This window comes from Moorena sp. SIO1G6, assembly GCF_010672795.1.
GTDB classification, from domain to species: Bacteria; Cyanobacteriota; Cyanobacteriia; order Cyanobacteriales; family Coleofasciculaceae; genus Moorena; species Moorena producens.
In genome coordinates this window covers 156670-180163 of the sequence record NZ_JAAHFZ010000010.1, presented here as the reverse complement: position 1 = coordinate 180163, position 23494 = coordinate 156670, and the positions used below count along the sequence as shown (strand labels likewise).

Below are 23494 nucleotides of genomic sequence, written 5' to 3'. Positions count from 1 at the left end.
TAAATCAAATATTGAATATATATAGTTAATTGACGCCATAGTCAAGTAAGGGTAATGGTCTTTAATTGGTTCCACCGAAAGTCTGATGCTAGTGCAGAGTCTGCTGAGAAAAAGGACTCTGATACATCTCAAGTAGAATCGGAACAAAAGGCAACAGAGCAACAACCAATAGACCAAGCTGATTCTAAATCTGTCGAAGAGTCATCCTCAGCAGCAGCTGATGATTACCTGAGTTGGGCAAAAGCTGCCTACAAAAATATTCAGAAGCAACAAGTAGATCAATCTCCAGAGGAAGACACTACTGAAAGTAAGCCAGTAGATGATACAACGGCTCAGCCAGCAGCAACGGCTAAACCGGAAAAACCTCAAGAATCTCAGGAGACTGAATCTCTAGCGGCTGAAACATCCGAAGCGTCTACTGAATCTCCAGCGGCTGAAACATTGGAAGTGTCTGAGGAAACTGACACTACAGAAGTCGCTGAGATAGGTCAGATAGCTGTTGAAGAAGAATCACAAGCACAATCACAAGCACAATCACAAGTAGAATCACAAGTAGAATCACAAGTAGAAGAGTCTACAGTTAGTGAAGCTTCGGTAGATACTGCTGAAACGGTGGAACCAGTAACCGAGCAATCCTCTGATCAGATGGTAGAGGAGGTAGTATCAACACCATCGGATTTAGAATCTAATCATGACTCATCTATAGGTATGACCTTGGTTGAGAATAAACCAATCCCTGAGTCAGATAGCTTGACAACTGATATAGCTCCATCAGCTGAGACAACAGAGGAAGAAACGCCTGCTTCTGGCCCAAGCTGGGCGCGTCGAGCAAGTGCTAACCGACTAGCACGGCTGGAACGTCTTAAGGAAACAGCTATTGAGACCCCTGAACCGGAACCCGAAGTGGCAACTGTGATCGAAGAGGATGAAGGGGAAGCAGAGATAGATCAAGATATGCTGGGTCTGGCCTTTGATGATGGGTTCTTGTGGTCAGCAGAAGTGTTGGCATCTCAAGGAAGAAGTCCTGAGGATATCTCGATCGAGGAAATTAGCTGGCTCAAGCAACTGCGTCAGGGATTGGGCAAAACTCGTCGTAGCTTGATTAACCAAATAAAGGCGATTGTGGGTCAAGGCCCGTTGAATCAAGACGCGGTAATGGAGATTGAGTCGCTGCTGCTACAAGCAGATGTAGGAATTGAGGCCACTGACTATATTATTGATACTCTACAAGCTAAGTTGCGGGAGGAGTCTCTACCAGCAGAAAAAGCGATCGCATATCTCAAACAAATCATCAGAGATTTGCTAGAGCAACCTTACAGTAACAATTACAGTCGGATCTTTGCTCCAGAAAACGATACCTTGAATATCTGGCTGATGACTGGAGTCAATGGTGCTGGTAAAACTACTACTATTGGTAAACTCGCTAACTTAGGTCAGAAGTCAGGCTACCGTTGTTTAATTGCAGCAGCAGATACCTTTCGAGCTGCTGCAGTGGAACAAGTTAAGATTTGGGGAGAGCGCAGTGGTACTGAAGTGATTGCTAATCCTGGTAAGAATACTGATCCAGCTGCTGTTGTGTTTGATGGTATTAGTGCTGCCCAATCTAGAAATACCGAATTACTGTTGGTGGATACAGCAGGACGATTGCAAAATAAGAAAAATCTAATGGAGGAATTGGCGAAAATTCGGCGAATTGTTGCTAAAAAAGCCCCAGATGCCAAAGTTGAATCGTTGCTAGTGCTGGATGCTACTTTGGGTCAAAATGGTTTACGTCAAGCACAAGTCTTCTCAGAGGCGGCAAAACTGAGTGGAGTGGTATTGACAAAATTGGATGGAAGTGCCAAAGGTGGTGTCGCTTTAGCAGTAGTGCGGGAACTGGGTTTACCGATTCGCTTTATTGGTGCAGGGGAAGGGATTGAAGATTTACGGCCTTTCTCTAGTTATGAATTTGTGGAAGCTTTGCTTAGTGGCTAAGCTGGTCTTGACAGCAAGGGAGTAGGGAGTCGGGAGTCGGGAGTCGGGAGTCGGGAGTCGGGAGTCGGGAGTCGGGAGTCGGGAGTCGGGAGTCGGGAGTCGGGAGTCGGGAGTCGGGAGTCGGGAGTCGGGAGCAGAGGGATAGGGTTTGACGGTTTTGCTTCGTTTTGCTTCTCACTGAATAATATCCAATATAAATGGACAACAGTTTAGTAATGTAATGACTAAGTTGTCCATACTTATTATGGAAGCAAAAAAATATAATTGCTAAAAAACGCGATCGCTAAAGTCTCCCTCATCAAGGATAAGCCAGCTTCTGGTTGATTCGATTTGAATGCGATTGGCCTAAGGTCACGCTACGCTATCGCAAATTCCCCATCAAGCCGATATTACTTCAAAATCAGAAATCGTCTCAATCCAGACCCGTGCTCCACACTTGAGGGGATCATCTGGACGATACATCACCCGACAGGGGCCATTGACCTCTACCGTATGACCGTAAACATTTTTAGAGCCTCGCTTCACCGTAATCACAGGATTACGCTCTCCGGTCTTGAGATTTTGGCGAATGACTTTCTGATTAACGTGGATCACAGCCTTAGTGTACTCTGTACGCTTTGACCAGTTCCGTTTTGGTCCGCGAGTGCCAGGAGTCACCACCGGCATGCCATCAAACAAAGGAATTACCCAAGTTCTACCCACCTTATAAGCGCCTTTAACTCTGCCCTTACCCAGAAGGTAACGGACGCGAGTGGCGGAAACACCGAGTAATTCAGCGGCTTGTGCGGTAGAAATCATCATGGGTCGTAAACCATTGCTTTAACGATATTATTACTTTAACACACTTTTTCGGAAAATGCCAGGGCATGGTAAAACTATTGCACTGTCACAATTTAAAAGAGAAACGAATGGGATGAGTGGGTGTAGCAAGTTAAACAGGATAAGAGGGTGCTAAAAACTATTGCATTGTCGCAATTTCTAATCATGTGGGATGTATGGGATGTGTAGAGATTGTAGGATGATTAGGATAAAAGGGTTATATAAAACTATTGCATTGTCGCAATTTCTAATTCTGTGGGATGTATGGGATGTGTAGAGATTGTAGGATGATTAGGATAAAAGGGTTCTATAAAACTATTGCATTATCGAAATATCAGCTCTGGCCTGTTGCCTGTTGCGTAAGCTATCAGCTATCAGCTATCAGCTATCAGTCATCAGCTTTTGAATAAAACAGGTAAGCATTTTTTTATCTGAGTTAGGGAAAGCTGACCGCTGACCGCTGACCGCTGACCGCTGACCGCTGACGGCTGACGGCTGAATGGTTACCCTGTTGCCTTTGTTATGGAAATGCGATTGACCGTAGGTCACGCTACGGGAACGCTTTCCTGGAACCCTTTGTTACTCGACCATAGGGAATGCGATCGCTTTTTCTATTCTCTCCTATGCACATTTTTGCTTTTTTGTCAATTCATAAGTCTTAAAATTTATCGATTGTTTCAGGGACATTAGGGTTTTCAAATGAGATGTAAACAGAGAATTGCTCTAACCGGAAACAAGAAACAGCTGAAAGAGAATATTAGCAAAGGACTCCGGGATTTTTTGATGTGATCAGAAATCCGCCTTAGTGTTCATGACCTATTTGGAAAGGGGTTATTTCCTCTGATGAAAGAATAAAAGATTAGATTAAAATTGTCTCTAGTTGGTTCCTCTTGTTCCGGATTGTGGTATAGTATTATCAAATAAACTATACTCAAAGTAAATAATCTTAAAAATATAGCTATTTGTTATGGTTTGGCTAGACAAGTTGTTGTTACCCCAATTACAACCCTGATAGCTCATCATACTAGATAATCAGATAATACTAATTTTTATAAGTTTATAGTCTGGTAAATTTACGGATTTGATTGAAAAGGCGGGTTGTTAACTTCTCTAACTTCCCCCTTATCAATCGAAGCTGTAGATGCAGCTTGCCAGTAACTTAATCAATAATTGTGTGATTGTGGCTTGTGCTATACGGGTATATCTCGTTTTTGCTGTTTGACACGGTGGTGCGTTACGGGCAGCAACATAACCCTGGCTACGAGGCAGAAAATGATCGCCCCCCTAACGCACCCTACACAAGATTTTCAAATATGAGTAACTTTGTCAATGTAAAGAGAGCTGAAGTCAATGACCGATGAAAACATTCCGCTACCGAATCCCCAAGAAGCTGAGACTTTATTGGCTGACCTATTTGAGCAAGTGAAAAAATGGGAAAGTCCCCTGGATGAAAGTACAAAGCTTGGTGTAGGTGGAACCGCCGTTAAAAACTTGCAGGAAAGTAGAGTTATCTTTGGCAATCCTAGGGATAAGTTGATATTACTTACCGAAGACCTATTTGAAGAAACTGAAGAGGGATTGACCAATATTTATCGACAGCAAATGCGTGATGCATTTGATTTCTATTACATGACTGTGACTGTCGATTTGCGTCCTAAACCAGGGGTTATATTTTGGCGATTATGCTGTGAGCTTGACTTCAGTCCCAAAGGAGAAAAAGAGCCCATCGTTCAGTCTATTTTCCCCAAAAGCCAATGGCGACCTGTGATGAACTTCGGGGTGGGCATGAATTTAGGTATCAATAGCAATCTTGATTGGAGTATCGGGATTGATAGCACTGAACTAGCCGAATTTACAACTATTCCTGCGGAGCTCAAAGCTAATGTAGGAAATAAGAACGAACTCAAAGCATTCATTGTCATTCCTGAGTATGCTTACGAAGCTGGTCACTTTGAAATTATTTCCCAAGGTGAAGGTAACTCAAGGTGTTACTGGCGGATTGAAGAGCCGGAAATCCAAAAAATACTGACAGTCCAATTTGCAATTGTCTTTAAAGTGCCTAAGGAAATAAAGTCTATTAATTTGCGCGGGATCGCCTGGGGTGAGCCGGATATGAACTGGTTAACTGCTGATATCCGTGATGTTTTCAGCGATCTGGCAGATAGATTAAAAACCTTAATACGAAATAAGAATAAGGCAGCAATTAAATTCAGTCGTAGTGAGGTCAAGGAATGGATATTGAAGCTACCGAAAGCTAATCTTCAACAGGATTTAGCGACTTAAATCGGGTGCATCTTTTGGTTGTAAATCTATGGTAAGCTATCAGCATTCAGCTATCAGCATTCAGCTATCAGCATTCAGCTATCAGTTATCAACTATAAGCTTATGCGTCACAGCGTCGAAGCCTGTGCCACGCTTTTGAATAAAATCGGCTGACGGCTGAAGGCTGTTCGCGTAGCGTGCGCGTAGCACATAGGCTGAAGGCTGACCGCTGACCGCTGACCGCTGACCGCACCTCAAGTAGCGTGCGCGTAGCGCGTATGCTTACCCATTCATCAGCTTTATCTGATCAGAAAGTTATGACTAGAGCCTACTACACCTATCGCATCTACCTGATCAATTATTATACAGTGGGGGTTGAAAAGAAAGAACCTGGAAAGCACCATAATCCAATCTTTACAGCATTTCGCTATCAGGATAAGATCACCCCAGAAGTCAAGAAGCTGATCGAGGAGGTTCATAAAAACGGACCCAAGGATGCTAACCAGTCTAGGTTACTCGGAGAAGCCTTGTTTGATGCCTTGTTTGATGATCGACTTTGCGATGATTTTGTTACTTTTTATCACGAAGTTGTTCACAAGCAAAAGCAACTGCTACGGGTAGAACTAGATATAGACGAGCAAAATATCCCTGAAGTGGCAGCGTTCCCGTGGGAATTTATGTGTTTGCCTCAGAGGAAGAACTTAAGAACAATGTGGTTCGCTACTGCACCTCGCTTGGTCTTCTCGCGCTTTTGCTCACAGCCGATTTCAGCATCACCGATTCAGTTAGGCGCAAATGAAAAAATGCGGATTGCCTTAGTTGTCTCTGCACCCACAAATTTGAATCCAGTTGCCTACGAGGAAGTACAGGCGGAGATAGAGACACTAGCCGAGGCACAACCAGAGCAGGTGGAATTGTTACCAGTCGTGAATCCAGCTAGCCGCAGTGCTATTGATAACATTCTGAAGGAAGAGCCCCACATTTTCCATTTCATCGGTCATGGTCGTTTTCAGAATGAAAATGGTGAAATTGCCTTGGTGGATCAATTAAATGAGGCAGAGTGGATTAGCGCCAATCGCTTTAGTGAACTATTGAATCGCCATCGACCTGGAATTATTGTGTTGCAGGCATGTCAGGGAGCAATGGAGTCTACATCGAAACCATCTGTAGGGCTAGCTTCCAAGGTTGTGCAGCAAATTATTCCTGTACTCGTGGCAATGCAGTATCCCGTGTCTAACAGCACAGCTAGCCGATTTGCCTGCCACTTTTATAAACAATTAGCTCAAGGGAAGTCAGCAGATATAGCAGTACAGGAAGGACGACGAGAAATTAGTCTCCATGACTCAACAGGGTATTGGAAACGGGATTTTGCGACACCTGTGATTTTCATGCAAGTGCAAGATGCTCAATTAATTCAACGTCCAATTGAGTCAGGATTTCAACGTCTAAATCAGCCAGTTGTGCTAGACAAGCCAAGCCATAAACAGCTCCATGTAAAGGATGCTCGCCAATCACAAGGGGTCAAACGAGCGCTGTTGATTGGAGTCAGTAAATATGGAAAGGGGTTAAAGCCACTACCTGGCGCAACCAAAGATTTAGAGGAAATCAAAGGAATACTGGATTCCCCACAACTGGGAAATTTTGTTGATGTCAAAGCTCTCAGCAATCCTAATCGACAGGAAATGGAGGAGGCTATTGAAGAGTTATTCGCTAGTTCTACAAAAGATGATATGGTGTTACTGTTCTTTTCAGGTCACGGTGTCAAAGATAGCAGCAATCAACTGTATTTAACAACTCGTATTACTCGTAAGAATTCACAGGGGGAACTAGTTAGGACAACAGCCGTTTCTGCTAGGGCTATCCATAACATTATGAATGGTAGCCGCTCCAAGCGACAAGTCGTTATCCTCGACTGCTGCTTTAGTGCAGCTTTTCGTAAGGGCCTACTGGTTAAAGATGATCGCTCCGTCGATCTTCAAAATCAATTAGGAGGAGAAGGGCGTGCTATTCTCGCCTCTTCAACTGACTATTCCTTTAGTCAATTGGACAAACAGCTCTCAATTTACACTCAGTATTTGGTACAAGGCATTGAAACGGGAGAAGCTGATTTGAATGGGGATAGGGTGATTTCTCTGGATGAGTTACATGAGTACATCGAAAATAAGATTAGAGAAACCCTTCCTGTCATGACTCCTAAAATCTATACTGATCAGGAAGGTTCTAAAATTCAAATTGCTAATGCACCAAGGGATTATAGCCTTGTTTCAGATACGCCTTTAGTTAGCCCAGAGGGGATAAAGGCAAGTTCAAAAGCAGATAGTTTGATAATACTTAGCTTACCTAAAAAAATGCTATCAAAGCGTGTTATAGTTATTGTTGTTTTGGCTTCGGTCTTGATCGGTGTGGCTTATTTAGTTAAAGAATACCTGTATTGTAAAGATATATTGGAAAGATGGGGTAAAGGTGAACCTTCGGTTATAAAGCGTGTAGATAATGACCCTGGGCTTAGAAAGCGATGTAAGATGTAAGGGAGTAGGGGTTAAGTTTGGTGCAGAATAACGTTAATTTTATGATTCTTATCTGAGGGGGTGACATAAGTCCTAAAAAAGCTAAGTATATTAAGGCTTTGAGGCCAATGAGCTCAGGGAAGATACAGTTCCAAATTAACCCTCCTTTCATTTTCTGGAAGCTCAAACCCTTATAACTACGTTATAACTACGTCCGATGTCAGGCCAAAGCAGCATGTATGTTTTTGTAAATTATGCGCTGAAATTACTACCCAGTAAGGATTTCATCTGGGAGCATGTCACCCCCCCAGGATTCTTATCGTTGACGAGTTATAAAAGTTTTGGCTTGATCTGAGCATTCTAAGTATTCTTTATTAATAAAGAATCCATAATTACCATCTACTTTGTATTGCATAAAAGTGTTATGAGTATCTGTGAAAAATCCTTGATTTTCAAGCTCCTCTCCTGGGTTCATGCAGTCATAAAATTCATATAGAGAATTATTTGTATCATTTATTTTTTTTCGACGTACTGGTACCTGATTTGTTGCTTTACAGTTCTTATTATTACCCTTAATAGTAGAATCATTAACTGATTGTGAATTATACTGACCAACAGCTGTTGTAACTATACCGAGCAGGAGAATAATGCTTACTCCAATAAGAACAAGGTAATTTAAAATTTTTCCTTTCATGACAAAGAGAATAGTAATGGTTGACTACTATACTCTTCGCTAGCTCTAAATTGAATCAGGATATTTTACTAAGAAACCAAGAAATATATCCAAAAATTCATGAAATGGCGGTAAACTCGTATAAAACAGTGTTTTACACTACTCAATGTTTATGGTAAGTTAATTCTTTGGTTGAGGAAAAAGGCAAGAGGCAAAAGGCAAGAGGCAAAAGGCAAAAGGCAAAAGGCAAAAGGGGACTTACGCCACATTGACTGGTTTGATGGGATTGGCAGTAGGTCACGCTACGGGATTGGCCTACTGCCACCCTACGCGATCAAGCGAAGCTTCCGCGCTTATGCGATCGCAAAAGAACACTTTGTGATTGATCGATGTGAATGCGATCGCAAAAAGACACCTTGTGATTAATTTGATGTGAATGGGATTGGCCTACTGCCACCCTACGCGATTGACCGTAGGTCACGCTACGCGAACGCATTCACATCCCATCAAGCTGAAATCACTTCAAAATCAGAAATCGTCTCAATCCACACCCGTGCTCCACACTTGAGGGGATCATCTGGACGATACATCACCCGACACGGGCCATTGACCTCCACCGTATGAGCGTAAACATTTTTAGTGCCTCGCTTCACCGTAATTACAGGATTACGCTCCCCGGTCTTGAGATTTTGGCGAATCACTTTCTGATTAACGTGGATCACAGCCTTAGTGTACTCTGTGCGCTTTGACCAGTTCCGTTTTGGTCCGCGAGTGCCAGGGGTGACCACCGGCATACCATCAAACAAAGGAATCACCCAAGTTCTACCCACCTTATAAGCGCCTTTAACTCTGCCTTTGCCCAGAAGGTAACGGACGCGAGTGGCGGAAACACCAAGTAATTCAGCGGCTTGTGCGGTGGAAATCATCATGGGTCGTAAACCATTGCTTTAACGATATTACTACTTTAACACACTTTTTCGGAAAAGGCAAGGATATAGTAAAACTATTGCATTATCGCTATTTCAGGGCTTGTGGTAGGTTTGGGATATTTAGGATATTTGGTAGTATTGGGAGGTTTGGGAGTGCTGAAAAACTATTGCATTGTCACAATCTCAAGCAGTAGGGGCAACTGGGATTAGTGGGATTAGTGAGAGGAGTGAGATAAAAGTGTTATCAAAAACTATTGCATTTTCACAATTAAATGCTAATACCAAGTTGCGTGGCCAACGGCTGAATACTTACTTAAAAAAAATCAAAAATAATTATTTCCAGATCCGCTGTTTCCTATTTCCTACTCCCTTTGCTAAAAACTAATTGTTAAAATCGTTGATAACAAAATTTTTGGCCGAAACCTTACTTAGTCAGGGATTATCTAAAAAATCTCTAGGCTCAAGGTTAATAAAAAACTAAAAAAATTAAGTTAATATTAAATCTAGGTTAACTTTACAAAATATTTATACCCTACTCAGATAAAATTACACTAAAAATTTACAGCGACTTCAAAAACAAGCTTTAACCAAACCTTATAATTATGTTTATATAATTACAATCAAAATTTAACCTGGAAATGAAAACCTTACTAAGGGAGGTCAGCCAGTTTCAATCATCACGTAAACCTAGGCCAAGGCGATTTAAGGTTGGCAACAATTACGTACTAGGTGATAGCTGAAAGCTGAAATGCTGACACAATTTAGCTAGTTTCTGTGCTTCTAAGTCTCTAGATATAAAAACGCTAAATTCGAGAGTTTTAGTCTCGTTGATTCCAGGATTTTATGAAATTAAAAGGATTTGCATCTTTACCAGCTGATACCTTTGCAGAGGGACCCCAGTCTGGTGCAGACAATGGCAACGGTGAACCGATTTCTGCCAATGGTCGCACCGGTCCGTTTGATGGACAACCTGTTCAAGGCTTTAGTGGTGTTCAGTTTGCTCCTAGTGGGGGTGGCTCTTTTTGGTTTCTATCAGATAACGGTTTTGGAGCCCAAGAGAATAGTGCGGATTACCTACTCAGACTCTATCAAGTTAATCCTGATTTCAAGGGTGCAGAGGATGGAGATGGTAGTGTAGAGATTGAAGGCTTTGTTCAACTGTCTGACCCTGATGGCAAAATTCCTTTCAAGATTGTCAACGAAGACAGTAGCGGACGCTTTCTGACCGGGGCGGATTTTGATATCGAGTCTTTTGTGATTGATGCTAAGGGCGATATCTGGATTGGTGACGAATTCGGTCCGTTTATACTTCACTTCGATAGCACTGGTAAACTGCTCGAAGCCCCTATTTCTACTCCCAATATCCCCGGGAATACCACAGGGGAATTTGTGCGATCGCCTCAAAACCCAGATTTACAATTCAATAGCCTCAATGGTGATCCTCCTCTAGTGATTGCACACCGGGGTGCTAGCGGTGAGCGTCCAGAGCATACCTTAGAAGCTTACGCTCTTGCCATTGAACAAGGGGCTGATTTCATTGAGCCTGACCTAGTAATCACCAAAGACGGTGTCTTGATTGCTCGTCACGAACCGTTGCTAGATGACACCACTAACGTAGCTGATGTATTTGGTGAAGACCGCAAGTCCACCAAACTGCTGGATGGTGAAGAAATTACTGGTTACTTTGCTGAAGATTTTACCTTAGCAGAAATCAAGCAACTGCGTGCTGTTCAGTCTCGTGACTTCCGTAGTGATGAGTTCGATGGTCAGTTTGAAATTCCCACTTTCAAAGAGGTTATCGAACTACTCCAGCAGGTAGAAGCGGAAACTGGTAAAAAAATCGGTATCTATCCTGAAACCAAGCATCCTACATTCTTCGATGACCAAGGCTTATCCCTAGAAGAGCCTTTAATCGCAACCCTACAAGAAACTGGTTTTACCGACCCCAGCCGGATTTTCATCCAATCCTTTGAAGTAGCTAACCTGATTGATTTACAAAATAACTTGCTACCTGCGGCTGGATTAGAAAACTTACCCTTAGTACAACTCTACGGAGACGTAGACGATCAATTCCTCAATGCTGGTGGTGGCGGTTTTTCTGCTCCCTACGATATTGTTGCTAATTTCAGCAAACCTGACTTTACCGCAGAAGAGGCTCGGGCTACCTACGGCGATTTAGTTGACATTGTTCCCGACTTTGGTGCTGATGTCACTGGTGATGGTATTCCCGATACCACTTACCAAGATTTAGCCACTCAGACAGTCTTTGACTACATTGGCGCTAACTACGCTGAGGGTGTTGGTCCTTGGAAAAACAGCTTTTTGCTGCGGGAATCGATCGATACTCCTGTTGATGGCAATGGTGATGGCATTGCTGAAATCACTACCCAGCTCACTGGTGAAGTTCGTCCCTTCATCGACTGGGCTCATGATGCAGGTCTACAGATTCACCCCTACACCCTGCGTAATGAAGAGCGCTTCCTAACTCTCAACCCTGATGGTACCCCTCAAAGCCCAGAGGATGAGTTCCGTCAATTGATTGAGCTTGGAGTAGATGGTTTCTTTACAGACTTCCCAGAAACTGGAAGAATTGTAGTTGACCAAGAAACAATACTGCCTAATCTATCTCGGTCTCGCGGATTTGAGGGCATGGCATTTAGCCCTGACCGCACCACCTTGTATCCCCTACTCGAAGGTGTAGTAGATGGGGACCCAGAGGATGCTCTACGCATCTATGAGTTTGATGTTGCTTCCAGTGAGTACCAAGGTCTGGTAGGATTTTACCGTACCGATGTTCCCGGTCATCCGATTGGGGATTTTACCCCCATCAATGACAACGAGTTCTTAGTCATAGAGCGGGATGGTAAGCAAGGAGCGGAGGCTCAGTTCAAGAAAATCTTTAAGATTGACTTGTCTGAGATTGATGAAAATGGCTTTGTTGCCAAAGAGGAAGTAGTTGACTTGCTCAACATTCCTGACCCAGATGATCTGAACGGGGATGGGGAACTCACTTTTACCTTCCCATTTGTCACTATCGAAGATGTATTGGTGATTGATCAGAACACGATCTTAGTTGCCAATGACAACAACTATCCCTTCTCCGTAGGACGGGGTCCGGATATTGATAATAACGAAGTTATTCTGATCGAATTAGATCAGCCCCTGGATGTAGATCCTTTATTAGGTCTTCCAGCCCCCAACTTTATCTCAGGTACTCCAGATAGTGATGAAATTGTTGGCGAGTTAGGTAACGATTTCATTACTGCTGGTGAAGGCAATGATACCGTTGATGGCGGTCTGGGCAATGACCTGATTCAGGGTGAAGCTGGAGATGATGTATTACAGGGAGACTTTGCTGATAGCACCATTGGCGGAGATGACGTTATCTTCGGTGGCTTAGGCAATGACCGGATTAACGGCAATCTCGGCAATGACAAACTCTACGGTGGTGCAGGAGATGACTTTATCTTCGGTAATGAAGGTGATGACTTAATCCGAGGTGGATTAGGTAATGACTTCTTGACTGGTGATGACTCTTCTGGTATTAGCGGTAGTGATACCTTTGTCTTAGCTGCTGGGGAAGGTACAGATTTCATTCTCGATTTCCAGGCAGGCGTTGACCTAATTGGTTTAGCTGATGGTTTGACCTTTGGTCAGTTATCCATTGAACAAGATTCGCAAAATGCTCGCATTAGTTTGGAGAATCAACTATTAGCAACTTTTGCGATCGCTAATCCTCTAACAGAGGCTGATTTCACGATCATCTAATCCGTTGTAAAACCGGGTAATTAAAGGATTACCCGGTTTTTATTATTTGGTAATACGCAATACTGCGTGGGTTAAGGATCCCCCTCCCGTCCCCCTTAATAAGGGGGAAGCCAGAGGAGCCATAGCTATTGTTCCCCCCTTGCTAAGGGGGGTTAGGGGGGATCTCCAGGAATTGAACTTCCAAAACCGACGCAGTATTGAGGTAACTAAGTTGATAACTGAAGTGCTCGAACTTTAGGTATAAAAATAATTAATATGTCTAATCTTAACCTTCGCTTTTCTAGCTTTAATGCTTCTTTAAATCGCTCCAATCAAGGGGATTTAATTCAAGATTTATCTACTTATGATAATAACCAAGCCAAGGCAGTGGCTGAAATTATTCAGCGTGCTAATCCGGATGTATTGCTAATCAATGAATTTGATTTCGATGAGAATGGAGAAGCGGCCAAACTTTTCCAAGATAACTATCTTTCGGTTAGTCAGAATGGTGCGACAGCGATTGACTTTCCCTATGTTTATCTCGCACCTTCTAACACCGGGATTCCCTCTGGATTTGACTTAGATAATAACGGGGAAGTTGGCGGGGGTAATGATGCGTTTGGCTTCGGGTTCTTTCCAGGACAGTTTGGGATGGTGCTATTCTCCAAACACCCGATTGATACGGAGAATATACGCACCTTTCAAAACTTCCTCTGGAAAGATATGCCAGATGCGTTGCTTCCTGTAGATCCAGTAACTGGGGAATCCTGGTACTCTGAGGAAGAATTAGCTGTATTCCGCCTCTCTTCCAAGAGTCACTGGGATATTCCCATTAATATCAACGGTGAAACGGTTCATGTTCTCGCTAGCCATCCTACTCCTCCAGTGTTTGATGGTCTAGAAGACCGCAACGGTACCCGTAATCACGATGAGATTCGGTTCTGGTCAGACTATATCACTCCCGGAGCTGGGGATTACATTTATGATGACCAAGGAAACTTCGGTGGTCTGTTGGCAAGCGATCGCTTCGTGATCATGGGAGACCAAAATGCTGACCCCTTTGATGGGGATAGTACTGATAATGCCATCCTGCAAATTCTAGATAACCCGTTAGTGAACACCTCTGTTACACCCTCCAGTGAGGGAGGGGTAGATGCTACCAACCGCCAAGGATTGAATAACCTGACTCATGGAGGTAATCCAGCCTTTGACACCGCTGACTTTGGTGAGGAAAACTTTGGTGGTCCTGGCAACCTGCGGGTGGATTATGTGTTGCCTTCTGAGAATCTCCGTATCACTGAAGCAACAGTTTTCTGGCCGAAAAGTGATGACCCTTCCTTTGAGCTAGTGGGTGATTTCCCCTTTCCTAGTTCTGATCACCGTCTAGTATATGTTGATGTTGAGGTAGAGCCGACAGTGGTAGATACTAACTCCAAGGTTGTCACTGGTATTAACTTCCTCGGAGAGGTTAGCTTTAATACTCGATTGCAGTTTGAGAATACAGAAGTTGGCGGTATCTCTGGTTTAGCTTACGATCCTGCTAATGGTGTCTACTATGGTCTATCTGATGACCGCAGCCAAAATGCTCCCGCTCGTTTCTATACTATTGATATTGATTTAAGTGATGGTAGTCTAGACAACGGTGATGTAGGGTTTACAGATGTCACTACTCTACGGAATGCTAGCGGTGAGCCTTTCCCAGAACGGGGTGTTGATCCAGAAGGGATTGCCTTGACTAGTGCTGGAACCTTGTTTATCTCCTCTGAAGGGGATGCTAACAATCTTCTTAATCCCTTCGTCAATGAATTCTCTCTAGCAGGACAAGAGTTCAATCAGCTGACGGTACCAGATAAGTTCTTACCTACCTCAGATGGAACCAGGGGCATTCGTAACAATCGTGCCTTTGAAAGCCTGACCATTAGCCCAGATGAGCGCTTCCTTTATACTGCAGTAGAGAATGCTCTGATTCAGGATGGTCCGGCTTCGACACTAGAAGATGAAAGCCCTGTTCGGATTTTACAGTATGATTTACAAACTGGGGAACCTGCTAAAGAATTCCTCTACATCACTGACACCATTCCCAATCAGCCTGACCCTCCTGGCAGTTTTGCTGACAATGGTTTAGTAGAATTACTAGCGCTAGATAATACCGGAACCTTACTAGCCCTAGAGCGATCCTTTGCAGTTGGTGTCGGAAATAATCTCAGGCTATATGAAGTCCGGCTCCAAGACGCTACAGATATCAGTGATGTTGATAACCTATTGAGCAACCCCACTGACCCAGATAGTGGACTCTTAGAGGTTGAGCAAGTAGCTGAGAAACGGTTACTGTTGGATTTCGATGACTTAGGTATTCGTCTCGACAATAGTGAAGCGATCGCATTTGGTCCAACCTTACCGGATGGCAGACAATCCCTAATTGTTGCTAGCGATAACAATTTCAATGACAGCCAGATTACCCAATTCCTAGCATTTGGGCTAGACCTCGATCATATTCAATCTCCGACAGCAATAGTAGAAGCCACCTCTGAGATTAACGGTACTCAAGGGGCTGACCAGTTGATTGGGACTATTGATGCTGATCTGATCAATGGCTTTGGTGGAAATGATACCATTGCTGGGGCACTAGGTAATGATATTTTATTTGGTGGCAATGGTGATGATATCCTGCGCGGAGATAACAATAGCAGGTCCCCAGATGATAAGGCTGGTGGGGATGATATTATCTATGGTGGTTCAGGAAGCGATCGCATTGGCGGTAAATTTGGTAATGACTCCCTCTATGGTGGCTTCGGAGATGATCAACTCTGGGGTGATGCTGGGGATGACCTATTGAGTGGTGGTCTCGGTCATGATACTCTGACTGGAGATAACTTCTCTAATGGTAGTGGCAGTGATACCTTTGTCCTAGAGATTGGGGAAGGTACTGACACGATTACAGACTTCGAGCTGGGCACTGACTTCATTGGTTTAGGCAATGGTTTGAGCTTTGGTGAAGTTTCTATCACCTCCGATAGTAATAATTCTCTTATCAATGTTGGAGATGGAACCCTAGCAGTAGTGTTAGGAGTAACAACCCTTGCTGAAAGGGATTTCGTTATTTTATAGCAATTCTCAAATTAGGAAGTAGGGGAATAGGGAGTCGGGAGTCGGGAGTCGGGAGTGGGGGTAAGAAAATTAAATGTACCTCGTAAGTATCGGAAAAACTATAAAAATGTGTTCCATTTCCGCATCTTCCCACACTTCCCATACTTCCCATACTTCCCACACTTTTCCCCATGTTCCCTGTTCCCGAAAATCAAAAAATTGTGTAATTAAACTATTTTATAAATGCTATAAAACTGATTAACTTAATAAGTTGAAGTTAATTTTTTTGTGGTTTTATATTTATTAATTTTGATTTTAATAACATTAATTTAATTATAAAAAATATAATAAATCGATAATGTACCAATTAATGTCGTAATTTTGATATGATAATTTTTGCTCCATATTGCCTACTCCCTACTCCCTGCTCCCTGTTATAGCAGTCGCCAGGGCAGTTAGGACATGACAAAAGTCTCAAAGCTAAGTATAGCAATAGTTTTACTTCTGACTTCTGACTTCTGACTTCTGACTTCTGCTATACCTTTGCTATGACTTTATAATCATAAATTTTAGAGGGTTTAATTGAAGGAGTAATATCTCAGGCTTAGGAAGCGTAAAAGTGAGTGTGAAGATCTTCGCACAAGAGGGTAAGACCCTACACCCACCCGAATTTGGATCCAAACCCAAACCTGTAGCTACTCGTGTAAATTTTAAGTAAAGCTGATGTAACAAAAAGAGCAAATTCTGTAAGATTATGTAAAGTTGACTATAGTACACTCTTTTCTAGTATAGTTTTACGTAAATCCAAAAATATATTAAGTCAAGTAACCTATGGCTTAATTAGTCTGACCGATAGCATCTACTGGTAGGTTAAAGCTACCCAGATTCCTTTGGTCATCTCTGAAGACGGTGCTTAGCCAGCGGGCATCTATAGCCCAGTTGCTTAGATCAAAGACAAATGATTTGTAAGCTATCAGCGTGTCGCGTATCAGCTATCAGCTGATGGGCTATGGGCTATGGGCACGCTACTTGATGTGCTGATGGGCTATGGGAACGCTACACCGAACAGCTTTTGAATAAAACAGGTAAGCATTAGTTTAATAGTAACGAAAGTCACAGGTTAGAAGCCTGTGCCACAAAGCTGACGGCACCTCAAATAGCGTGAGCTAAAAGCTCACGGCTGACGGCTGAATGCTTACAATGATTTGGATTTAGTTTGCTAATCGAAGAGTATCAAATCCAAGACAGTAAAATTCAATAAAACCTTAAGTCGGTGTTGCTGAACTAGTGATTGCAATGAAATCAGGGAAAGGGTAAAATCTACTTGATAATGAATCGAAGATCAGCTTAGGTAGACTCCGTTGAACTCCAGACCAAGGTTATGGGTAACTAGATAAATAAAGTCCGTATTGATGTGGCTGGATTATCAAGTTAAATCCTCATACCCGAAGGGAGTCAAGGTGATAGCTATCATCATGGTAGCATCATGCTAGTCATAAGCCTAGTATGAGTGGGTAATTCCATTGGCTGTTCTTTTTGAATTAGTTCAGACTCAATGGGATGTTCCGTTCGCGAATGCAGATCAGATTGAGCAAATAGCTTATTCAATAACGTTCAATAAAGCACAGATAGCTTGCTATTATATTGATGTTATATTGATGTTATATTGATGCTATCAGTGTTTGCGTTATTCAGCCATCGCCACACTATCTCAAGGTTAAAGGTTAATTATTAACACTAGCTGTAGAGTTCAGACGCAACCCCTAACTAAGTAGGTAGGAAATTAACGTAATAGGCTGAGGTTTAACTGTTGATTCTCAACAATTAACCTGAAGGACAGTCAACACTATAAAACCTTAGCGCTAACGCTACTAACCTACCTATTTAATCGAGCAACAAAACCCTAATAATTAAGTCCTAATAAATTATTTTAATTCTTGATAATCAAGAAAATATTAGGCATTTTAATATTCGCGAAGCGGTTCCTTTGGAACAGGGTAATGAGTACATAATTATTGCTATAAAACTTTCAATAAGTTGATAGCTAATAGCTGATATAGGTACTCGCAGTCTACTACCTAGGATAAATTTGTGGCAGATATATTAGAGAAAATTGGTAGCTTTTCTAGTGAGATTGGCGCTGAAATTACCGCCTACGACCCCATATCTCAAGAGTTATTTGTAGTATCTGGTGGAACTGAGGTGCAAGTGCTAGACCTCAGTGATCCGAGCAATCCAACTCAGGCAATACCACCAATTGATATTGCTTCTTTGATACCTGACATTGACGGAGCAAATAGCGTAGCCTATAGCAATGGTTTACTGGCGCTAGCCTTAGAAGCTAGCACCTCTACTGATCCGGGGAAGGTAGCAATTGTAGATATTGCTGCGTTTCGGAACAATCCGGCTGACCCCAATGCCCTGAAGGTAGTGCAAGCGGGGCCTCTGCCCGATATGCTCACCTTTACCCCGGATGGCACCAAAATACTGGTTGCTAATGAAGGAGAAGCGGATGATGGCATTGATCCTGAAGGATCGATCAGTATTATTGATGTGTCCGGTGGGATAGCAACTCTAACCCAAGACAATGTGGCTACAGCAGACTTCAGCGCCTTCAATGGTCGTGAAGCGGAATTCCGGGCAAAGGGTGTACGTATTTTCCCAGACAAGACTGTTGCTGAGGATGTGGAACCAGAGTTCATTGCTGTCTCAAGCGATGGTACTACAGCCTTTGTCAACCTCCAGGAAAACAATGCCTTTGGGGTGGTAGACCTGGAGTCCGCTACAGTGGTGGATATCCTGCCTCTGGGTGTGAAAGACCACAGCCAAGGTCAGCCCACCCTAGAGCTATTTGAGTTCAATGACTTGCCTGTACTTGGTACTACCGAAGGGGGTCAGGAGATTAAACTGGGCGGACTGTCTGGCTTATTCTACGAAGGGACGGATGCAGCAACTGGCAACTTGAAGTTTGTAACGGTTCCTGACCGGGGACCCAATGGTGAACCCACTGATGTGGATGGGGATGGGAGTAAAGAACGACCCTTTGCCTTACCGGATTACCAAGCTCGCGTGATCCGCTTTGAGTTAAATCCCAGCTCTGGCGAGATCACCATTACCGAAACCATTTTCTTGACCCGTCAAGATAGCACCACACCAATCACAGGACTACCCAATATTGCAGGGGTGGATGAAGAACCAGTAGACTTATCTGGCAATTTGCTGCCCTTAGATGAGTTTGGTGCTGACCTGGAAGGGGTAGTAATCGCTGCGGATGGCACCTTCTGGATGGTGGATGAGTACCGTCCAGCTATCTACCACTTTGATGCCCATGGTGTTCTGATTGACCGCTTTGTTGCCCAAGGAACAGCTGCCTTGGCTGGTGCAGCAGCGGGAACCTTTGGCACTGAGTCCTTACCTGAGGAGTACGCCAATCGCCGCCGTAACCGTGGCTTTGAGGCCGTAGCTCTGGATCCAGACGATAATATCCTCTACGCCTTTATTCAAACTCCTTTACAGAATCCAGACCGTGCTACGTCTAATAGCTCGGATGTGATTCGGATTCTCGGAATTGATACTACCACAGGTAATGCCGTTGCTGAGTATGTTTACTTGCTCGAAGACCCTGCTTTACGTAGTGGAGGACGAGTAGATAAGATTGGTGATGCGGTATACGCTGAGGATGGAAAATTATTTGTCATTGAGCGAGATTCCGCAGTTGGTGATAAAGCAAAGAAGTTTATCTTCCAAATAGACCTGACAAAAGCCACTAATTTGCTTGCTCCGGATGCCCCCACACTAGCCACTGACTCTACTCTAGAGCAGTTGAGTGCGGATGACCTAGATGCTCTTGGGATTCAGGCGGTCAATAAGATAAAAGTGACAAACCTGCCTTCGATTGGGTATCTCGCTGGTGATAAACCAGAAGGTCTAGCGCTACTGGATGATGGCAAACTGGCTGTACTCAATGACAATGACTTTGGATTACTCGATCAGGAGATTCCGGTGGATGGCTCGGTTCCTCTGAACCCCAATCCAACTCCTGTGGTCTTAGGTCTGATCGACTTGGGTGAGAACAATGCCCTGGATGCTAGTAATGAGGATGATGCCATCAACATCCAAAATTGGCCGGTTTTCGGTCTATACCAACCAGATGCGATCGCATCTTTTGAGGCAAACGGTCAAACCTACTACGTCACTGCCAATGAAGGGGATATCAGGGATGAAGAGGAACGGATTGCAAACTTGACCCTCGACCCAGATGCGTTTCCCGATGCTGAAACCTTGCAACAAGAGTCTCAACTGGGTCGTTTGAGAATATCTACCATTGATGGGGATTTGGATAATGATGGTGATTTTGACCAGCTATTCTCCTACGGTGGGCGCTCTTTCTCAATTTGGGATCAGTTTGGCAACCTAGTGTTTGATAGTGGTGATGATTTTGAACGAATTACAGCTCAGCAAGTTCCTGAACTATTTAATTCTAGCGGCACTCCTGATACCTTTGACGATCGCAGTGACAATCAAGGACCAGAACCGGAAGGAATTGTCACCGGGGTCATTAATGATCGCACTTACACGTTTATCGGCCTCGAACGAATAGGCGGGGTGATTGTCTACGATGTCACTAATCCCACGGCTCCTGAATTTGTCCAATATCTGCCCAATGATAATGGTGGCAATCCAGATGAGCCAGTAGACCGTGAGCCTGAGGGGCTAACATTTATTCCTGTGGAAGACAGCCCCAATGGTGAACCCCTGCTGATAGTGGCTCAAGAAGACAGTGAAACCATTACTATCTTTTCAGTCAACCCCGGTCCGGGAACCCCATTAGATGATGAACTAGTTGGCACCGAAGCTGATGAGACAATCATTGCCCGAGCTGGCAATGATACAGTTGCTGGTGCTTTAGGTAATGATACTATCTTTGGGGGGAATGGAGATGATGTATTACGAGGTGACTTCAACAGCCGTTCCTCTGACAATACCCTTGGAGGGGATGATGTAATTTACGGGGGTGCTGGAAGCGATCGCATTGGTGGAAAAGCCGGTAATGATTCCCTGTTTGGTCAGAAAGGTGATGACCAAATCTGGGGTGATGCTGGGGATGACCTACTGCGAGGCGGTCTTGGCAATGATACCCTATTTGGTGATAATGGCTCTGGTGGTGATGGTAGTGATACCTTCATCTTGGCCGCTGGTGAAGGAACTGATACGATTGGGGATTTCCAAGTCAGTGAAGACTTCATCGGTTTAGCAGATGGGTTAACCTTTGGTCAGTTATCGGTTACTCAAGAAAGTAACAACGCTGTGATTAGCTTCGGTGATGAAACCTTAGCAATCCTGAATCAGGTGCAGGCTGAAACCCTGATCGATAATGCTGCTACGACTTTTATATTGGTTGCTTAAGGCAGAGCAGTTGAAGGTTGTTCGCCCAAGGCGATTCGGTGTAGGGTAGGTTGTCTGTCAGAATGCAGAATGTAGAATGCAGAATGCAGAATTCTTAATTCTTAATTCTTAATTCTACATTCTTAATTCAAAAGGGACTCTAATGGTTGACTACCCATGATTGATTTCACAGTTGCTATCTGTACCTATAACGGCGAAACTCGTCTACCTAAGGTTCTAAAACGATTACTGTCTCAAATTAAAACTGACCATTTTGCTTGGGAAATTATAATTATTGACAATAACAGCACTGATAATACCAGCAAAATTGTTCAGGAGTATCAATCCCATCCAGAAGCTTATCCGATCCGATATTACTTTGAACCAAAACAGGGGATAGCATTTGCTCGACGCCGTGCTATCCAGGAGTCTAAAGGTGAGTATGTCGGGTTTTTAGATGATGATAATCTCCCTACTCCTGATTGGGTTAGTGCTGCCTATAATTTTGGTAATTCCCATCCCCAAGCTGGTGCTTATGGTAGTCAAATTTATGGAGACTATGAAGTTAAACCACCGGAAAACTTTAACCGAATTGCTTGTTTTATCGCTATCATAGAACGAGGTCAAGAGCCATTTTGTTATCAGCCTCGTCAAGGGGTATTTCCTGTGGGTGCGGGGTTAGTGATTCGTAAGCAAGCCTGGTTAAATAATGTTCCTGAACAGCCTTGGCTCAAGGGGGTGTGTGCGACATCCCTATCTGCTAAAGGAGAAGATATAGAAACCTTATCCTATATTCAAAAAGCCGGTTGGGAAATTTGGCATAACCCTCAAATGTGTATTGAGCATCAAATTCCCAAATGGCGTTTGGAAAAAGACTATTTATTGAAATTATTTCGAGGTGTGGGCTTAAGTCGGTATCCCACTCGCATGTTGCGCTTTCAACATTGGCAAAAGCCTTTCATGATTCTAGTTTACCTAATCAATGATTTGGGCAAGACTATCCTTCACCTGATTAGATATCGCCAACACCTCAAGACAGATTTAGTAGCAGCTTGCGAACTGGAACTTTTTGTGAATAGCTTCTTTAGTCCATTTTATCATTGGATTTTTGGAAATCAGTCATAAATAATAAGACAAAATGCTGGCATGTATGAAAAGGGAAAAGGGAATAGGGAACAGGGAAGAGAGTGTGGGGAGAGGGGTTAGTGTGGCTAGTGTGGGGAGAGCGAAGAAGTAGTTTTCGATAATTGGGTATAGTTAAAGACATTTTTATGACCCCGACTCCCAGGGAATGCGCGTTCACGCTTAGCTTTAAAAAAGTGCGGGGTCGCACCGCTCCCGACTCCCGACTCCCTAGGCTGCTATAACTAAATAATTTAATTAGCTTCTAAAAATTCCTGTTTAAATTGGTAAAATTTAATTTTAGCATAAATATTTTTCAAGTGCTTCTTAACCGTGTTGAGAGTAATGAGCAATTCATCAGCAATCTCCTGATAGCTGTAATCAGCACGACGCAGTAACCAAACTTCGGCCTCACGAGGAGTCAAGTCATATTTATTCACCTCTGCGATCGCAAAACTCCCAGCATATTGATCGTGATTTTCTAGTGTTACTAAAATGCAGGGATTTTCAAAGGAGTCTAAGGTGAGCTTAACGGCTCGAATCCGAAAAGATGTTGAGGGTTCAGTAATAATTTCAGACTCGATAATTATTGACTGATTTGGATATAACTCACAGCTGTCGAGCACAGCTTGGCAAACACGCCTGATTTCTTTGGGAACAACGTTAGATTTTGACCTATCCACTGCCAGTTGAGCACAAATAAAGCGACCATAGCAATTGCTATGAACTAACTCTCCCTGAGCGTTCAGAATCAAGACACCATCCATTAATCCTTCTACTACCCCTTGTAAGAGAACACCGTTAAACTGTCTTACCTGAGTATTCATCCTCTAGACCTATGTGAACGTTACGAATCTGCAACAGAGCAGGTACCTACTACAGGTACCTACTACAAGTCCCTACTACAGGTTCCTACTACAATCCATAGGTGTAGCGGCTTTGAGCTTATGCAGTTAGCTATCCAGTTCTGGTATCACTTGTTCATTTGA

15 protein-coding genes are annotated in these 23494 nt (G+C 43.4%); 8 read left to right on the top strand and 7 right to left on the bottom strand.

Annotation, left to right across the window (positions count from 1 at the left end; genetic code table 11):
- Nucleotides 1-54 precede the first annotated feature (54 nt).
- Nucleotides 55-1974: a signal recognition particle-docking protein FtsY gene (ftsY, locus tag F6K63_RS12305; RefSeq protein ID WP_287312272.1), complete on the top strand. Its 1920-nt coding sequence runs from the start codon at nucleotides 55-57 to the stop codon at nucleotides 1972-1974.
- On the opposite strand, the gene F6K63_RS12300 is transcribed toward ftsY, so the two are convergent.
- The 3 genes from F6K63_RS12300 to F6K63_RS12290 all read right to left on the bottom strand — a co-directional run bounded on the left by F6K63_RS12300 (nucleotide 1964) and on the right by F6K63_RS12290 (nucleotide 3342).
- Nucleotides 1964-2152 carry a hypothetical protein gene (locus F6K63_RS12300; protein WP_287312270.1) on the bottom strand — a complete coding sequence of 63 codons (189 nt, stop codon included), beginning with the start codon at nucleotides 2150-2152 and terminating at the stop codon, nucleotides 1964-1966. The genes ftsY and F6K63_RS12300 overlap by 11 nt on opposite strands.
- Before the next feature lie 200 nt (nucleotides 2153-2352).
- Nucleotides 2353-2775, bottom strand: a complete 423-nt coding sequence (locus tag F6K63_RS12295; protein WP_044492023.1) for a helix-turn-helix domain-containing protein — start codon at nucleotides 2773-2775, stop codon at nucleotides 2353-2355.
- A gap of 399 nt (nucleotides 2776-3174) precedes the next feature.
- Nucleotides 3175-3342: a hypothetical protein gene (locus tag F6K63_RS12290; RefSeq protein ID WP_154659652.1), complete on the bottom strand. Its 168-nt coding sequence runs from the start codon at nucleotides 3340-3342 to the stop codon at nucleotides 3175-3177.
- Nucleotides 3343-4143: 801 nt separating this feature from the next.
- On the opposite strand from F6K63_RS12290, the gene F6K63_RS12285 reads away from it, so the two are divergent.
- Nucleotides 4144-5076, top strand: coding sequence for a hypothetical protein (locus F6K63_RS12285; RefSeq protein WP_287312268.1), 933 nt, complete (start codon nucleotides 4144-4146; stop codon nucleotides 5074-5076).
- A 296-nt stretch (nucleotides 5077-5372) separates the two neighbouring features.
- A complete protein-coding gene (locus F6K63_RS12280; RefSeq protein WP_287312267.1) occupies nucleotides 5373-7583 on the top strand; it encodes a caspase, EACC1-associated type in 2211 nt (736 codons plus the stop codon).
- A 295-nt stretch (nucleotides 7584-7878) separates the two neighbouring features.
- Here F6K63_RS12280 and F6K63_RS12275 read toward each other — a convergent pair whose 3' ends face one another.
- On the bottom strand, nucleotides 7879-8256 hold the full coding sequence (locus tag F6K63_RS12275; RefSeq protein WP_287312265.1) for a hypothetical protein: 378 nt from the start codon (nucleotides 8254-8256) through the stop codon (nucleotides 7879-7881).
- 171 nt (nucleotides 8257-8427) lie between these two features.
- Here F6K63_RS12275 and F6K63_RS12270 point away from each other — a divergent pair, with 171 nt between their 5' ends.
- The gene (locus F6K63_RS12270; protein ID WP_287312264.1) at nucleotides 8428-8661 is read left to right on the top strand and encodes a hypothetical protein; all 234 of its coding nucleotides are present in this window, start codon (nucleotides 8428-8430) and stop codon (nucleotides 8659-8661) included.
- A gap of 80 nt (nucleotides 8662-8741) precedes the next feature.
- Here the strand turns inward: F6K63_RS12270 and F6K63_RS12265 are convergent, their stop codons facing one another.
- Entirely contained in the window at nucleotides 8742-9164 is a 423-nt protein-coding gene (locus F6K63_RS12265) for a helix-turn-helix domain-containing protein (RefSeq protein WP_044492020.1), read from the bottom strand.
- An 843-nt stretch (nucleotides 9165-10007) separates the two neighbouring features.
- Here F6K63_RS12265 and F6K63_RS12260 point away from each other — a divergent pair.
- Nucleotides 10008-12932, top strand: a complete 2925-nt coding sequence (locus F6K63_RS12260; protein WP_287312262.1) for an esterase-like activity of phytase family protein — start codon at nucleotides 10008-10010, stop codon at nucleotides 12930-12932.
- 255 nt (nucleotides 12933-13187) lie between these two features.
- Nucleotides 13188-16019 carry an esterase-like activity of phytase family protein gene (locus F6K63_RS12255; protein WP_287312261.1) on the top strand — a complete coding sequence of 944 codons (2832 nt, stop codon included), beginning with the start codon at nucleotides 13188-13190 and terminating at the stop codon, nucleotides 16017-16019.
- Here F6K63_RS12255 and F6K63_RS12250 read toward each other — a convergent pair.
- On the bottom strand, nucleotides 16009-16191 hold the full coding sequence (locus tag F6K63_RS12250; protein ID WP_131826968.1) for a hypothetical protein: 183 nt from the start codon (nucleotides 16189-16191) through the stop codon (nucleotides 16009-16011). The genes F6K63_RS12255 and F6K63_RS12250 overlap by 11 nt on opposite strands.
- Nucleotides 16192-18089: 1898 nt before the next feature.
- Between F6K63_RS12250 and F6K63_RS12245 the strand changes: the two genes are divergently transcribed.
- Both F6K63_RS12245 and hpsE read left to right on the top strand, forming a co-directional pair.
- The gene (locus F6K63_RS12245; protein WP_287312259.1) at nucleotides 18090-21404 is read left to right on the top strand and encodes a choice-of-anchor I family protein; all 3315 of its coding nucleotides are present in this window, start codon (nucleotides 18090-18092) and stop codon (nucleotides 21402-21404) included.
- 156 nt (nucleotides 21405-21560) lie between these two features.
- On the top strand, nucleotides 21561-22508 hold the full coding sequence (gene hpsE / locus F6K63_RS12240; protein WP_008178484.1) for a hormogonium polysaccharide biosynthesis glycosyltransferase HpsE: 948 nt from the start codon (nucleotides 21561-21563) through the stop codon (nucleotides 22506-22508).
- 251 nt (nucleotides 22509-22759) lie between these two features.
- Here the strand turns inward: hpsE and F6K63_RS12235 are convergent, their stop codons facing one another.
- A complete protein-coding gene (locus F6K63_RS12235) occupies nucleotides 22760-23332 on the bottom strand; it encodes a helix-turn-helix transcriptional regulator (protein WP_287312258.1) in 573 nt (190 codons plus the stop codon).
- Between the last annotated feature and the right edge of the window lie 162 nt (nucleotides 23333-23494).